General features: G+C 52.7%; 14 protein-coding genes. 6 read left to right on the forward strand and 8 right to left on the reverse strand.

Annotation, left to right across the window (positions count from 1 at the left end):
* Positions 1 to 139: 139 nt before the first annotated feature.
* Entirely contained in the window at positions 140 to 643 is a 504-nt protein-coding gene (mobB, locus tag ACOTXR_RS19075; protein WP_047624714.1) for a molybdopterin-guanine dinucleotide biosynthesis protein MobB, read from the reverse strand.
* A complete protein-coding gene (gene mobA / locus ACOTXR_RS19080; RefSeq protein ID WP_014885770.1) occupies positions 640 to 1224 on the reverse strand; it encodes a molybdenum cofactor guanylyltransferase MobA in 585 nt (194 codons plus the stop codon). The genes mobB and mobA overlap by 4 nt, the downstream gene beginning before the upstream one ends.
* A gap of 68 nt (positions 1225 to 1292) precedes the next feature.
* On the opposite strand from mobA, the gene ACOTXR_RS19085 reads away from it, so the two are divergent.
* The 3 genes from ACOTXR_RS19085 to dsbA all read left to right on the forward strand — a co-directional run bounded on the left by ACOTXR_RS19085 (position 1293) and on the right by dsbA (position 3275).
* Positions 1293 to 1562 carry a YihD family protein gene (locus tag ACOTXR_RS19085; protein ID WP_003861904.1) on the forward strand — a complete coding sequence of 90 codons (270 nt, stop codon included), beginning with the start codon at positions 1293 to 1295 and terminating at the stop codon, positions 1560 to 1562.
* 75 nt (positions 1563 to 1637) lie between these two features.
* On the forward strand, positions 1638 to 2624 hold the full coding sequence (locus tag ACOTXR_RS19090; RefSeq protein ID WP_058690333.1) for a serine/threonine protein kinase: 987 nt from the start codon (positions 1638 to 1640) through the stop codon (positions 2622 to 2624).
* 27 nt (positions 2625 to 2651) lie between these two features.
* Positions 2652 to 3275, forward strand: a complete 624-nt coding sequence (dsbA, locus tag ACOTXR_RS19095) for a thiol:disulfide interchange protein DsbA (protein ID WP_014885768.1) — start codon at positions 2652 to 2654, stop codon at positions 3273 to 3275.
* A 23-nt stretch (positions 3276 to 3298) separates the two neighbouring features.
* Here the strand turns inward: dsbA and ACOTXR_RS19100 are convergent, their stop codons facing one another.
* Entirely contained in the window at positions 3299 to 4207 is a 909-nt protein-coding gene (locus ACOTXR_RS19100) for an acyltransferase (protein ID WP_058690334.1), read from the reverse strand.
* A 440-nt stretch (positions 4208 to 4647) separates the two neighbouring features.
* Between ACOTXR_RS19100 and polA the strand changes: the two genes are divergently transcribed.
* On the forward strand, positions 4648 to 7440 hold the full coding sequence (gene polA / locus ACOTXR_RS19105; RefSeq protein WP_047624719.1) for a DNA polymerase I: 2793 nt from the start codon (positions 4648 to 4650) through the stop codon (positions 7438 to 7440).
* Positions 7441 to 7752: 312 nt separating this feature from the next.
* Here the strand turns inward: polA and yihA are convergent, their stop codons facing one another.
* On the reverse strand, positions 7753 to 8382 hold the full coding sequence (gene yihA, locus ACOTXR_RS19110; protein WP_014885764.1) for a ribosome biogenesis GTP-binding protein YihA/YsxC: 630 nt from the start codon (positions 8380 to 8382) through the stop codon (positions 7753 to 7755).
* A 577-nt stretch (positions 8383 to 8959) separates the two neighbouring features.
* Here yihA and yihI point away from each other — a divergent pair.
* Positions 8960 to 9475 (forward strand): Der GTPase-activating protein YihI, encoded by a 516-nt coding sequence (yihI, locus tag ACOTXR_RS19115; RefSeq protein ID WP_014885763.1) that lies wholly within the window; start codon positions 8960 to 8962, stop codon positions 9473 to 9475.
* 188 nt (positions 9476 to 9663) lie between these two features.
* The gene (gene hemN / locus ACOTXR_RS19120; protein ID WP_047624616.1) at positions 9664 to 11037 is read left to right on the forward strand and encodes an oxygen-independent coproporphyrinogen III oxidase; all 1374 of its coding nucleotides are present in this window, start codon (positions 9664 to 9666) and stop codon (positions 11035 to 11037) included.
* Between the two features lie 99 nt (positions 11038 to 11136).
* Here hemN and ACOTXR_RS19125 read toward each other — a convergent pair whose 3' ends face one another.
* The 4 genes from ACOTXR_RS19125 to glnA all read right to left on the reverse strand — a co-directional run bounded on the left by ACOTXR_RS19125 (position 11137) and on the right by glnA (position 15410).
* Positions 11137 to 11247, reverse strand: coding sequence for a YshB family small membrane protein (locus tag ACOTXR_RS19125; RefSeq protein WP_023331639.1), 111 nt, complete (start codon positions 11245 to 11247; stop codon positions 11137 to 11139).
* 110 nt (positions 11248 to 11357) lie between these two features.
* A complete protein-coding gene (glnG, locus tag ACOTXR_RS19130; protein ID WP_014885761.1) occupies positions 11358 to 12770 on the reverse strand; it encodes a nitrogen regulation protein NR(I) in 1413 nt (470 codons plus the stop codon).
* A gap of 11 nt (positions 12771 to 12781) precedes the next feature.
* On the reverse strand, positions 12782 to 13831 hold the full coding sequence (glnL, locus tag ACOTXR_RS19135) for a nitrogen regulation protein NR(II) (protein WP_047624618.1): 1050 nt from the start codon (positions 13829 to 13831) through the stop codon (positions 12782 to 12784).
* 169 nt (positions 13832 to 14000) lie between these two features.
* Positions 14001 to 15410, reverse strand: a complete 1410-nt coding sequence (glnA, locus tag ACOTXR_RS19140; RefSeq protein ID WP_008501856.1) for a glutamate--ammonia ligase — start codon at positions 15408 to 15410, stop codon at positions 14001 to 14003.
* Positions 15411 to 15641 lie beyond the last annotated feature (231 nt).

A 15641-nucleotide genomic window follows, 5' to 3' on the forward strand; every position in this document is an offset into this window, starting at 1 on the left:
GAAACGCCGTAGCGCCGATGGTAGTGTGGGGTCTCCCCATGTGAGAGTAGGGAACTGCCAGGCATCAAATAGAAGAACCCCGTACCGTAAGGTGCGGGGTTTTTTGCTTTTGGTTTTCCTCTCCCGCAGGAAGAGGGCATCAAACCGCACTCCACGTCACAATAAACTCCGCTATCCCATCCACATCATTTAAATCCAACTGCGGAACCTCAAGCGGCAATACAACATCACCGGCCACCGCAATCACATGCTCATCAAGCGTTAACTCGCTAACATCGTGCCCGGCATCGCTTCGGAACAGCAGGATCTTAGGTACAGCCTCATGCTTAAACCCCTCGACCAGCACCAGATCCAGGCTGGAATGATCCATCCGGCTGACCAGATAAGCCAAATCCAGCAGTGCCTCATCTGGCGTTTCTGTCATTAATGCCCAGCGCTGATTGCTTGCCACGATTGTCTGCGCGGCACCCGCTTTACGCAGCTCATAGCTGTCTTTTCCCGGTTTATCGACATCCATGTTATGGTGCGTATGCTTAATCAATCCGGGGCGAATACCTTTCGCACACAGTGCGGGTATCAGTTTCTTCAGCAGCGTGGTTTTCCCTGTGCCGCTCCATGCGGAAATAGCTAAAACGGGGATCATCTCTTCTCCTGCATCCTCTGCAAATCTTCACTCGTATTCACGTTCACAAAAGCCGATTTGAAATCGCTAAAATCAACAGGATGGCCGCCAGACTGGCGCATAAACACCATCACTCTGCGTTCTCCCGCCGCCAGATACGCCTCCAGAGAAGACACTAGCGAGCGGTGCATTAAGGCAATAGCAGGATGGTCGCGCTCGCCGTCATGTACCCAAACCACGGATGCTGTGCCACGAAGCTGAACCAGACGCTCAACGAGACAGGATGGAATAAACGGGGTATCGCAGGGACAGAACAGAAACCACTCACCGTTCGACTGCTGCATCACTGAGAGCATACCGGCCAGCGGCCCCGGGTAATCCTCAATATTATCCTGATACACGGCATACCCGCTGTGCTGATACGTGTCGATATGCCTGTTAGCACTGATGGCCAGGGTTGTCACCTGGCCGGCGAGCGTATCAGCGACACATTGCCATAAGGGTTTGCCATTCAGGAGCTGGAGCCCCTTATCTTTCCCTCCCATCCGCGTTGCTCTGCCACCTGCCAGAACGACCCCAATGATTTCCTGGCTAAGATTCACGATTATCGCCTCTTTTATTGTGGGATTGACCCTGCTAACGTGTCACTCTAAATGAAAGGAGCACCACCATGAAATGTAAACGTCTGAATGAAGTTATTGAACTCCTCCAGCCAGCCTGGCAAAAAGAGCCAGAGCTTAATCTGATGCAATTCTTGCAGAAACTGGCAAAAGAGTCAGGTTTTGACGGCGAACTGGCAGACCTTTCTGACGACATCCTGATCTACCACCTCAAAATGCGCGATTCTGCCAAAGATGCTGTTATTCCTGGTATTCAGAAGGATTATGAGGAAGATTTTAAAACGGCGCTGCTGCGCGCCCGTGGCGTAATTAAAGAGTAAAAGCTTGTAAGCGGAGCCACCGAAATCGCCACAAGATGATATCCTGAATCATTCGTATAATTTCCGGATGATCGGATGAACGACCAGGCTTTTACTTTCCAGACATTACACCCGGATACCATTATGGATGCCCTGTTTGAACAGGGCATTCGTGTGGATTCGGGGTTAACGCCTTTAAATAGCTACGAAAACCGTGTCTATCAATTTCAGGATGAGGATCGTCAGCGCTTTGTCGTGAAGTTCTATCGGCCTGAACGTTGGACCGCAGAACAAATTCAGGAAGAGCATCAGTTTGCTCACGATCTGCTGGATGACGATGTCCCGGTTGCCGCACCGATAAAATTCAACAACCAAACGCTGCTGACGCATGAAGGCTTTTATTACGCTGTATTCCCAAGCCTGGGTGGCCGCCAGTTTGAAGCGGATAATATCGATCAAATGGAGTGGGTTGCCCGCTATCTGGGTCGCATTCACCAGACGGGAAGAAAAACGGCATTCACAGCCCGACCGACGATCGGTATTCAGGAATATCTTATCGAGCCGCGCCAGGTATTCGAAACCTCTGCACTGATCCCCACTGGGCTAAAGGCTGATTTCCTCAGCGCCACCGATAAACTTATTGCTGCGGTAAAAACCTGCTGGCGCGATGATATTTCCGTCCTGCGCCTGCACGGCGATTGTCACGCCGGAAATATACTCTGGCGCGATGGCCCGCTGTTTGTCGATCTTGATGATGCGCGCATGGGGCCCGCGGTTCAGGACCTGTGGATGCTGATGAATGGCGACAAAGCCGAGCAACGCATGCAGCTTGAAATCATTATTGAAGCCTATGAAGAATTTAGCCCGTTTAATTCAGACGAAATTGCCCTGATTGAACCTTTACGTGCGATGCGTTTTGTATATTATCTCGCGTGGTTAATCAGGCGTTGGGACGATCCCGCATTTCCCCGTAATTTCCCGTGGCTTACCGGGGAAGATTACTGGCGCAGCCAGATATCTACATTCACTGAGCAGGTTAAGGTTCTTCAGGAACCCCCGCTGCAATTAACGCCGATGTATTAATAGGACACACCCAGGAGAGAGTTAATCATGAAAAAAATTTGGCTGGCGCTGGCAGGTATGATTCTGGCATTTAGCGCTTCTGCTGCACAATTTACCGACGGCAAACAGTACACTACGCTGGAGAAGCCGGTTGCTGGCGAGCCACAGGTTCTCGAGTTCTTCTCGTTCTACTGCCCGCACTGCTACCAGTTCGAAGAAGTGCTGCATGTTTCTGACAACGTGAAGAAAAAACTGCCGGAAGGCACCAAAATGACCAAGTACCACGTTGAGTTCCTGGGCCCATTGGGTAAAGACCTGACTCAGGCGTGGGCGGTTGCGATGGCACTGGGCGTGGAAGATAAGATCACCGCCCCAATGTTTGAAGCCGTGCAGAAAACCCAGACCGTTCAGACCACAGCGGATATCCGTAAAGTGTTCGTTGATGCTGGTGTGAAAGGGGAAGAGTATGACGCCGCGTGGAATAGCTTTGTGGTGAAATCTCTGGTTGCTCAGCAGGAAAAAGCGGCGTCTGACCTGCAGCTTCAGGGCGTTCCGGCGATGTTCGTTAACGGTAAATATCAGCTGAACATGCAGGGCATGGACACCAGCAGCATGGATATTTTCGTTCAGCAGTATGCTGACACCGTGAAATACCTGGTTGAGAAAAAGTAAGTTCTTAAGGATGAAAACGCCGGTCACTGACCGGCGTTTTTGTATGAAGATTTAATGCTGTCTATCTGCTCGTCTTTTTCTTTCCAGAGTGTATTAAGCCACTGCTGGAAACGACGTTTGAAATTTTTATCGTTAACGTAGTCGCCATGCAGTTCGGCATCGACGGGAACTAAATTCACCCGCACAACAATGTGTGTCAGCTTGCCGCTGAGCATATCGAAGAACGGGGTGTTATCGTTCTTCGGGTAGCAGAGCGTGACGTTGAGTAACTTATCGAACTGAGCACCCAGTACATTAAGCGCCATCGCAATGCCCGCCGCCTTTGGCGGCAGCAGGTTTTGATACAGGGAGCGTGTTTGCTGACGTTTCTCTTCCGTAAACCGGGAGCCTTCCACAAAGTTCACAATGGTTGTTGGATGCGCGCGAAACTTTTCGCAGGAACGGCGGGTGGTCTCTACATCCTTACCACGACGCTCCGGATGACGAAGCAAATAGCTGCGCGAATAGCGTTTCATAAACGGCATATCGAGCGCCCAGCAGGCCAGACCAATAAAAGGTACCCAGGCAAGTTGTTGCTTGAGGAAGTATTTATTCATCGGGATGTGTTTGCGGAAAAGCACGCATAACACCACGATGTCGGCCCAGCTGTGATGATTACAAATCAGCAGATACCAGTTCTTTTTATTGAGGTTCTCCAGTCCTTCGACATCCCACTTCAGATGCGGGTTCAGACACAACAGGATCGCCAGCCCTTCACACCAACAGTACATCATGAAGTTACAAAACGCTGACACGGCTCGCCACACCGAGGGCACAGGCAGCAGCAGTTTAATGATCCCGGCGATGATGATCGGCACGGAACAGGCGATCGTCACCAGAATAGTTAAAATGATGCTTAACAGTAAGGTTATTGCAGCGAGCAATCTCGACATGATGAGTTTTTTCAGGTGGTTAGCGGTAAGAGCGCGGCCGACACGTCGGCGCTGGGCGCTGATTTTACCAGAAAAACGACAAAGTATTGGCGCTTTCACGCCGTCATTTGACCGCTTTTACCCTGACGCAGAAGATTTCTCTAATATTGCGCACTAATCAGGACTTATATCCACATAGACTAAATTGCCATCAGTAAGCTGTTTTTATGTGATGCGCTTAATTAACAATATGATATCTAATGATTTATTATCAGTCTTGATCTGCAATGGCTGTCTGTTTTTCATTTGAAGTGAAAATATTCACAAACTTATCCACAGTTTGATTTTTGCGAGCGATCCTCACGATCGCAAAATCTTTTTCTGTATCGGGACTGAATAACTGATGTTTTCATCCTTATGTGGCATCCTTTACGCATAAATTGATTAAAGGCACGGACATTATGGTTCAGATCCCAGAAAACCCACTTATTCTCGTCGATGGCTCATCTTACCTGTATCGGGCATACCATGCGTTTCCTCCTCTGACCAATAGCGCAGGGGAACCTACCGGCGCAATGTACGGCGTGCTGAATATGCTGCGCAGCCTGATCCTTCAGTATCAGCCAACCCATGCGGCAGTCGTTTTTGATGCGAAAGGCAAAACCTTCCGCGATGAGTTGTTCGAGCATTACAAATCCCACCGTCCGCCTATGCCTGACGATCTACGTGCGCAAATTGAGCCGCTGCACACCATGGTGAAAGCGATGGGCCTGCCGCTGCTGGCTGTCTCTGGCGTGGAAGCCGACGACGTCATCGGTACGCTGGCGCGAGAAGCAGAAAAAATGGGTCGTCCGGTACTGATCAGCACCGGTGATAAAGATATGGCACAGTTGGTGACGCCAGGCATCACCCTAATTAACACTATGACCAATACCATTCTGGGGCCAGAAGAGGTGGTCACTAAGTATGGCGTGCCGCCGGAACTGATTATCGACTTCCTTGCCTTGATGGGCGACTCCTCGGATAACATTCCTGGTGTGCCCGGCGTCGGTGAAAAAACCGCGCAGGCGTTGCTTCAGGGGCTGGGTGGGTTGGATACGCTTTACGCCGAATCAGACAAAATTGCAGGCCTCTCCTTCCGTGGCGCAAAAACCATGGCCGGCAAACTGGAAGAGAACAAAGAGGTGGCTTATCTCTCTTATAAGCTGGCAACAATCAAAACCGATGTCGAACTGGAACTGGGCTGTGAGCAGCTGGAAGTGCAACAGCCTTCTGCTGACGAATTGCTGAGCCTGTTTAAGAAATACGAATTCAAGCGCTGGACCACTGACGTGGAAGCGGGTAAATGGCTGCAGGCGAAAGGGGCCAAACCTGCTGCAAAGCCAAAAGAGACGATTGTCGTTGATGCCGAAGAGCAGGCAGAAGAAGAAGCCACAGTCCTCTCCTTCGATAACTACGAAACCATTCTTGAAGAGTCGCAGCTGATCGCCTGGATCGAGAAACTGAAAAAGGCACCGGTGTTTGCCTTTGATACCGAAACTGACAGCCTCGATAATATCTCTGCCAACATGGTGGGTCTGTCCTTTGCAACAGAGCCGGGTATGGCAGCCTATGTGCCTGTGGCGCACGACTATCTGGATGCACCAGAGCAGATCTCTCGCGAACGCGTGCTTGAGCTGCTGAAGCCGATTCTGGAAGACGAAAAGGCGCTGAAGGTCGGGCAAAACCTCAAGTATGACCGCGGTATTCTGCAAAACTACGGCATTGAACTGCGCGGGATTGCCTTCGACACCATGCTCGAATCCTACATTCTGGACAGCGTCGCGGGTCGTCATGATATGGATTCCTTATCTGACCGCTGGCTCAAGCACAAAACCATCACCTTTGAAGAGATTGCCGGTAAAGGAAAAAATCAGCTCACCTTTAACCAGATAGCGCTCGAAGAAGCTGGGCGCTATGCGGCGGAAGATGCCGACGTCACGCTGCAGCTGCATCTGAAAATGTGGCCGAAACTCCAGAAGCATGAAGGTCCGCTCAACGTGTTCCAGCATATCGAAATGCCGCTGGTTCCCGTGTTGTCGCGTATTGAACGCAACGGCGTAAAAATCGACCCTACGGTGCTGCATAACCACTCCGGAGAGTTGGCACAGCGTCTGACCGAGCTTGAGCAGAAAGCCCATGAGCTTGCAGGCGAACCGTTTAACCTCTCTTCACCGAAACAGTTGCAAACCATCCTGTTTGAAAAACAGGGCATCAAGCCGCTGAAGAAAACCCCTGGCGGTGCGCCATCCACCTCTGAAGAGGTGCTGGAAGAACTGGCACTGGATTACCCGCTGCCAAAAGTGATCCTGCAGTACCGTGGTCTCGCGAAGCTGAAGTCTACTTATACCGACAAGCTCCCGCTGATGATCAACCCGAAAACGGGCCGGGTGCATACGTCATATCATCAGGCGGTTGCGGCAACCGGTCGACTCTCGTCAACCGATCCAAACCTGCAGAACATCCCGGTGCGTAATGAAGAGGGGCGTCGCATTCGCCAGGCCTTTATTGCACCTGATGACTACCTGATTGTCTCGGCTGACTACTCGCAAATTGAGTTGCGCATTATGGCGCACCTGTCCCGTGACAAAGGCCTGCTGACGGCATTTGCGGAAGGGAAAGATATTCACCGGGCGACCGCAGCGGAAGTGTTCGGTTTGCCGCTGGATAGCGTGACAAACGAGCAGCGCCGCAGCGCAAAAGCGATCAACTTCGGTCTGATCTACGGTATGAGCGCTTTCGGCCTTTCACGCCAGCTCAACATCCCGCGTAAAGAGTCGCAGAAGTATATGGATCTCTACTTCGAACGTTACCCGGGCGTGCTGGAGTACATGGAACGCACTCGCGCTCAGGCGAAAGAGAAAGGTTACGTTGAAACCCTGGATGGCCGCCGTCTTTATCTTCCGGACATCAAATCCAGCAACGCGGCGCGCCGCGCTGGCGCAGAACGTGCCGCGATCAACGCCCCGATGCAGGGAACTGCAGCAGACATCATCAAGCGTGCAATGATTGCCGTGGATGCCTGGCTGGAGAAAGAGAAGCCGCGCGTGAAAATGATCATGCAGGTACACGATGAACTGGTGTTTGAAGTGCATAAAGACGATCTCGACACCGTGTCGAAAAAGATCCACGAACTGATGGAAAGCAGCATGACGCTTGACGTGCCGTTGCTGGTGGAAGTGGGGAGTGGTGAAAACTGGGATCAGGCTCACTAACGGTTCTGTGAATAACGCGCTTTTTATGTAAGTTAGCAACATAACCACGTGCGTTTTGTGACAATCATTAGAATTCCCTATGTAAAGAATGAAAAAAAACTACAAAAAGTGCTTTTTCTGCAGCAAAAAAAGGGGTAGAGTTATCGACGTAGGGTACAGAGGTAAGATGTTCTATCTTTCAGACCTTTTACTTCACGTAATCGGATTTGGCTGAATATTTTAGCCGCCCCAGTCAGTAATGACTGGGGCGTTTTTTATTGTGGCAAAGAAAAGTTCAGGTAAAAAAAAGCGCGGGCATTGCCGCGCTCAGTATTACTCTTCTTCCGCTTCTGTCGCGGGTTCCAGCTCGTTAAACCAGCTATCAAGTTTCTGGCGCAGCTTGTCTACACCCTGTTTTTTCAGCGAAGAGAAAGGCTCCACCTGAACATCGCCATTGAAGGCCAGTACCGCTTCGCGAACCATATTCACCTGCGCTTTACGCGCACCGCTTGCCAGCTTATCGGCTTTTGTCAGCAGCACCAGCACGGCAATATCGCTTGCGACGGCCCAGTCGATCATCTGCTGATCGAGATCTTTCAGCGGATGGCGAATGTCCATCAGCACCACCAGACCTTTCAGGCACATGCGTTTTTCCAGGTATTCGCCCAGCGCACGTTGCCATTTGATCTTCATCTCTTCAGGCACCTGCGCATAACCATATCCCGGCAAGTCGACCAGGCGTTTGCCTTCAGCCACTTCAAATAGGTTGATCAGCTGGGTACGGCCAGGCGTTTTTGAGGTGCGCGCCAGGTTCTTCTGATTGGTCAGCGTATTCAGGGCGCTGGATTTCCCCGCATTGGAGCGGCCAGCAAAAGCCACTTCAATACCGGTATCAGATGGCAGGTGGCGAATATCGGGCGCACTGGTGACAAAATGCGTCTGTTGGTAGTTCCAGGTAGTCACGTGGTCGTCTCCAAAATCGTAATCTGGGGGGGATTATACCCGAATGCCAACAAAAGGCTTTTCTCATTACACAGAGCTTGCAGGGGAAAGCCCGCACTTGTGTGAGAGATCGGCTCATCATGCTATGGGAGATTTAAGAGAATTCGCAGGTGTCAAAAAAGTCAAACTGTTTTAAATCATAAGCTTATTTCCGGGTAATTGTCTGAAAATCTCTTTTTGCACCGTTTCGTTGCTTGTTAGTTTAAGCGAACAAGGTAAAGTATGCGTCAGGGCGAGGAAGCCAACAGGAATTCGACTTAAGGATTAGGGTCAGGAGCGCCAGGAGGCGAAGACGCAGGACAGTCAGGACGACCGGCGCCTGGAGGCGTTTTAAAAGGAAAGGGAACCGTACACGGACGGTATCAGCCAAGGGATAAACAGGGTTTGTTGTTGGTAAACATGGAATGTCTGACCCGCTAAGGGTTGTGAGTCAGGAAAAAAGGCGACAGATTGCTCTGTCGCCTTTTTTCTTTGCTTGCTTTCTGCTAGATTTCGCCGCAATTCTATACTGAAGAAAACGACTTAAAGACAAAACATCATGAAAAAACCAACCTCCGCAGCGGGTGCTAAACGCCCTGCGAAAGCACGCCGCAAAACGCGCGAAGAACTGAACCAGGAAGCGCGCGATCGCAAACGCGATAAAAAACATCGTGGCCATGCTGCGGGAAGCCGTGCGAACGGCGGTGGTGCAGCGGGCGCTTCTGCAAAAGGCAAACAGCAGAAAGATCCTCGTATCGGCAGTAAAACTCCCATTCCACTGGGCGTGACAGACACCCCGGTCACTAAGCAGCACAAACCAAAGAGCGAGAAACCTATGCTTTCACCGCAGGCTGAGCTGGATTTGCTGGAGAACGATGAGCGCCTGGACGCGCTGCTGGAACGTCTTGAAGAGGGTGAAACCCTGACCGCTGAAGAGCAATCATGGGTGGATGCCAAACTGGACCGCATTGATGAGCTGATGCAGAAGCTGGGTCTGTCTTATGACGACGAAGACGACGAAGAAGAAGATGAAAAGCAGGAAGATATGATGCGTCTTCTGAAGGGTGGAAACTAACATTTGCACCCGGCAGGTACGATAGTCCTGCTTATAACCCTTCCGGTTATATGTTATCTGGTGTGGTTATTCGTTAAACTACGGCGGTTGTCGCGGCGACAGAAGTGGCTGCGCACCCGAATGATGGCCCGCAACGGGGCCAGAACGGGCCGCCGTATACGAACGCGACACCAACGGAAGGAGTGAGCATGTCAGCACCAACTATCGACTGGGATTTGGCCCTAATCCAGAAATATAACTATTCCGGGCCGCGTTATACGTCATACCCCACTGCGCTGGAGTTCTCCGATGCCTTCGGCGAGGCGGATTTTCAGCAGGCTGTTGCGCGCTATCCTGAGCGCCCGCTGTCGCTCTACGTCCATATTCCGTTCTGCCACAAGCTCTGCTACTTCTGCGGCTGCAATAAAATCGTTACCCGTCAGCAGCATAAAGCCGATCAGTATCTCGATGCGCTCGAACAGGAAATTCTTCACCGCGCACCGCTGTTTAAAGGGCGTCACGTCAGCCAGCTTCACTGGGGCGGCGGCACGCCAACCTACCTGAATAAAGCGCAAATCACGCGTTTGATGACGCTTTTACGCAGCCACTTTAATTTTAACGACGATGCTGAAATCTCGATCGAGGTTGATCCGCGTGAAATTGAGCTGGATGTCCTGGATCACTTACGCGCGGAAGGCTTCAACCGTCTGAGCATGGGCGTGCAGGATTTCAACAAAGAGGTCCAGCGTCTGGTGAACCGCGAGCAGGACGAAGAGTTTATCTTTGCCTTGCTCAATCATGCGCGTGAAATCGGCTTTACGTCGACCAATATTGACCTGATTTACGGCCTGCCAAAACAGACGCCAGAGAGCTTCGCCTTCACGCTGAAGCGTGTGGCCGAGCTTAACCCGGACCGCCTGAGCGTCTTTAACTATGCGCACCTGCCGACGTTGTTTGCCGCCCAGCGTAAAATCAAAGATGCGGATCTCCCTTCTGCTCAGCAGAAACTGGATATCCTGCAGGAAACCATTACTTCGCTGACCGAGACCGGCTATCAGTTTATCGGTATGGATCACTTTGCTCGTCCGGATGACGAACTGGCGATCGCCCAGCGAGAAGGGGTGCTGCACCGCAACTTCCAGGGATACACCACGCAGGGCGATACCGATCTGCTCGGTCTGGGCGTCTCCGCGATAAGCATGATGGGCGACTGCTACGCGCAGAACCAGAAAGAGCTGAAGCTGTATTATCAGCAGGTGGATGAAACCGGCAACGCCCTGTGGCGCGGCATTGCGTTAACCCGTGATGACTGTATCCGTCGCGATGTGATCAAGGCGCTTATCTGCAACTTCCGTCTCGAATTCAGCGATGTTGAGGCGCAGTGGGATCTGCACTTCAGGGATTACTTCGCGGAAGATCTGAAGCTTCTGGCACCGCTGGCGAAAGATGGGCTGGTGGAGGTGTCGGAGAGTGCCGTTGAGGTCACGCCGAAGGGGCGTCTGTTGATTCGTAACATCTGTATGTGCTTTGACGCGTATCTGCGCCAGAAGGCGCGCATGCAGCAGTTCTCGCGGGTAATTTAAGCAGCAATGCCGGGTGTCGCTTCGCTTACCCGGCCTACATTTGCGCTTTTGTAGGCCGGGTAAGGCGAAGCCGCCACCCGGCTTTTCATTGACAGCTCGCTAGCTAAACAGCCCCACCAGCGCCGCACACAAAACAGCCGCAACGGCGGTTTGTGGCGTGTGGCTTTCAACGGCTCCGCTAGAGAGCATATTTACCAAAGTTTCCAGCATGATCGACACCCTCAATTTCCGGGCACGATCATACAAAACTCATCAGAACAGTAAAGCGCAAAATAACGGCAATTTGCGCTCAATTAATAACCTTTACACTTCGGGTAAGATTACTCCATTCCCAGCTCTTTAAGCTTGCGCGTCAGGGTATTACGCCCCCATCCCAACAGGCGGGCGGCTTCCTGCTTATGGCCTTGCGTATGACGAAGCGCGGTGGTCAACAACGTACGTTCCATCTCTGGCTGGGCTTCAGACAACAAGTTTTGATGACCGGAACGCAGCGCGCGGTCGGCCCATTGTGCCAGCAGCGTCGCCCAACTGTCCGGCAACGCGTGACCGGTACTGCTCTCAGGCGCGGTCGCTTCAAACAGTTCGGCCGGTAAATCCTGAATTAACACTTCCTGCCCGGCAGCCATCACGGTTAACCAGCGACAGGTATTCTCCAGCTGACGCACGTTGCCAGGCCACGCCAGACGCGTCAGGGCGGCATCGGTTTCCGGGTGAAGCTGCTTGGCTTCCACACCCAGCTCGCGGGCGGCCACCTGCAGGAAATGGCGCGCCAGGCGGGGAATATCTTCCCGGCGCTCACGCAGCGGCGGCAGATGAACGCGAATCACGTTCAGGCGATGGAATAAATCCTCACGGAATTTGCCTTCCTGTACGCGTTGCTCCAGGTTCTGGTGCGTCGCGGCGATAATGCGCACGTCCACCTTCACCGGCGCGTAGCCGCCCACGCGATAAAACTGCCCGTCGGCCAGCACGCGCAACAGGCGGGTCTGAACATCCAGCGGCATATCGCCGATCTCGTCCAGGAAAAGCGTCCCGCCATCAGCCTGTTCGAAGCGCCCCTGGCGAATGGTATTCGCGCCGGTAAAGGCCCCCTTCTCGTGGCCGAACAGCTCGGACTCAATCAAATCTTTTGGGATCGCGGCCATATTCAGGGCGATAAACGGCGCTTTTGCTCGCGGGCTGTGGCGATGCAAGGCATGCGCCACAAGCTCTTTACCGGTTCCCGACTCACCGTTAATCAGCACGCTGATGGATGAACGCGACAGACGGCCAATAATGCGAAACACATCCTGCATCGCTGGCGCTTCGCCGATGATGTCGGTGGTAGGCCCAAAATCGGGCGCGTGACGCGGCTGTTGCTGCTCCTGGTAATGGCTAATCGCACGCTCAACCAGTGCCACCGCCTCATCGATATCAAACGGTTTGGGCAGATAATCGAACGCCCCTTGCTGATAGGCACTCACAGCGGCATCCAAATCGGAGTGTGCCGTCATTATGATGACCGGAAGCATAGGGTGGCGTTGTTTAATCTGCTTTAAAAGCGCCAGCCCGTCCATGCCCGGCATGCGAATATCCGAAAGCAGAACGTCTGGCGTTTTGGTGGTGAGTGCATCGAGCACGTCGCTGCCGCTCTCAAACGTCGTGCAGCTTAATCCTGCCCCTGTGAGCGCGCGTTCAAGCACCCAACGGATGGAGCTATCGTCATCGACTACCCAGACTATCCCTCGTTGCATAAACGTCACCTTTATTTTTTAATCGGCAGGAAAACCGAAAACTCGGTATGTCCCGGCCAACTGGTAAATTCAATTTTTCCGGAGTGCTGATCGATCAAGCTGCGGGCGATAGATAAGCCCAGGCCGGTCCCGCCTTCGCGACCGCTGACCATCGGATAAAACAGAGTGTCCTGAAGATGGGAGGGAATACCGGGCCCGTTATCCTCGACGTCGATGCGCGCCGCCAGCCGATAGCGCACGCCATGTAAGGTGAGCTGGAAGGCGGTACGGGTACGTAAAATAATCTCGCCCCCTTCCGGTCCCAGCGCCTGCAGGGCATTACGCACGATATTCAACAGGACCTGCTCAATTTGATCCGGGTCATGCGCCAGTTCCGGCAGGCTGGGGTCGTAATCACGCACCAGCGTGACGTTCTCCGGCAGCTCCATCGAGACGAGTTTCACGACGCGTTCAGCCACCTTATGAATGCTTTCCGTAACATGCATTCCCGGCTGTTGCGGCCCCAGAAGACGGTCAACCAGATTACGCAGACGGTCCGCCTGCTCAATGATGACGTTGGTGTACTCCGCCAGCGCAGGATCGGGTAACGCCTTGGTCAGAAGCTGCGCCGCACCGCGTAACCCACCCAGCGGGTTTTTGATTTCATGCGCCAGACCACGCACCAGGTCACGGGCGGCAATTTGCTGCGCATGCTGGAGCTGCTCCTGGCTCAGGCGACGCTGATTATCCATCGGCGCCATTTCAAGCAGGATCATCCCTTCTGGAAGTCGTTGCGCAGTCAGCGACAGAATATGCGAGCGCCCGTCGATCACCAGTGTCACTTCGTTATCGGTAAACCCCTGGCCGGCCTGCAAACTTTCCTGCATCAGGCCAATATTCAGCGAAAAATAGCTCAGGAGTTCCGGAAGCGGGGTACCAAACAGTTTCCGCGCGCTTTGGGCCAGCAGCTGCTGCGCCGCCGGGTTGGCGTAATGAACGGCCAGCTCGTCGTCGACCAGCAAAATACTGTTAATTAAAGAATTGAGGATCTGCCCAGCATCGGGCAGCTTGCCAGTTGCCATTCAGCAGTCTCCTGGAGTCGTTGCACTGTTTTAGTGCAGTATAGCTTTTTCGGCGTAAAAAGCGCGTGAGATCAGGTTGTTGGTGGAGAAAAAAGCCCATCCGGAGATGGGCTAAAAGTTTCCACGGCAACTACTCCCGGCGCTTGTCACGCCGGGTAAAACAACTTAATTAAACGCTGTAGTACAGTTCGAACTCAACCGGGTGCGGCGTCATGCGCACGCGGTCGTTCTCTTCGGTACGCAGGGCGATGTAAGCATCGATAGCGTCGTCAGTGAACACGCCGCCCGCCGTCAGGAACTCACGGTCTGCGTCCAGCGCCTGCAGGGCTTCTTCCAGAGAGCCAGCAACCTGTGGGATCTCTTTCGCTTCTTCTGGCGGCAGGTCGTACAGGTTTTTGTCCATCGCTTCGCCTGGGTGGATCTTGTTCTTGATACCGTCCAGACCGGCCATCAGCAGTGCTGCGAAGCACAGGTATGGGTTAGCCGCTGGGTCCGGGAAGCGAACTTCGATACGACGCGCTTTAGGAGACGCCACCACCGGGATACGGATAGAAGCAGAACGGTTACGCGCAGAGTAAGCCAGCATGACTGGTGCTTCGTAGCCCGGGACCAGACGCTTGTAGGAGTTCGTGGTTGGGTTCGCCAGGGCGTTGATCGCTTTAGCGTGTTTGATAACGCCGCCAATGTAGTACAGCGCCTGCTCAGACAGACCAGCATATTTGTCGCCAGAGAACAGGTTGGTGCCGTTCTTGGACAGAGACATGTGGCAGTGCATACCGGAACCGTTATCGCCAAACATCGGTTTTGGCATGAAGGTCGCGGTTTTACCGAAACGGTGCGCAACGTTATGCACAACGTATTTGTAGATCTGAATTTCGTCCGCTTTTTTGGTCATGGTGTTGAAGCGGGTAGCCACTTCGTTCTGACCCGCAGTCGCGACTTCGTGGTGGTGAGCTTCAACCACCAGGCCCATTTCTTCCATCACCAGACACATGGTGGAACGGATGTCCTGTGCAGAGTCGACCGGTGGAACCGGGAAGTAACCGCCTTTCACGCCTGGACGGTGACCTTTGTTACCACCTTCGTATTTGGTGGAGGAGTTCCATGCACCTTCGATGTCGTCGATTGCTACGTGGGAGCCAGAAATAGAGGCACCGAAACGGATGTCATCGAACAGGAAGAACTCTGGCTCTGGCCCGAACAGCACGGTGTCCGCGATGCCGGTAGAACGCAGGTACTCTTCAGCGCGTTTAGCGATAGAACGTGGGTCGCGGTCGTAGCCCTGCAGCGTGCCTGGCTCGAGGATGTCGCAACGGATGATCAGGGTTGGTTCTTCGAAGAACGGATCAATGACCGCGGTGGTCGCATCTGGCATCAGAACCATGTCGGATTCGTTAATGCCTTTCCAGCCACCAATGGAGGAGCCGTCAAACATTTTGCCTTCTTCAAAGAATTCGGCGTTCACCTGATGAGCAGGGATTGTGACGTGCTGTTCTTTACCTTTGGTATCGGTGAAGCGCAGATCAACAAACTTCACTTCATGTTCGTTCAGCATCGTCAAAACGTGTTCAGCGGACATACTTAACTCTCCAGATTGGTCATTGTCGTCGTGGTAACGAGGTCTTCAATTTCTGTTTGTACTGGCCGTGTGCCATGTATTTTTATAAAGCGAAATCTGTGCCAACTTTTAAAACACCCCAAAAAGGCGTTATCATGCGCACCATAGTGCAAAAGGGCTGCACCACAATGGATTTGTTGCACCAGTATAGTGCTTCAATGTGAACATTGAGCACCATATTGGTGCAATTTA

The sequence above is a fragment of the Enterobacter cloacae complex sp. IR53030 genome (assembly GCF_049238365.1).
GTDB lineage: Bacteria > Pseudomonadota > Gammaproteobacteria > Enterobacterales > Enterobacteriaceae > Enterobacter > Enterobacter kobei.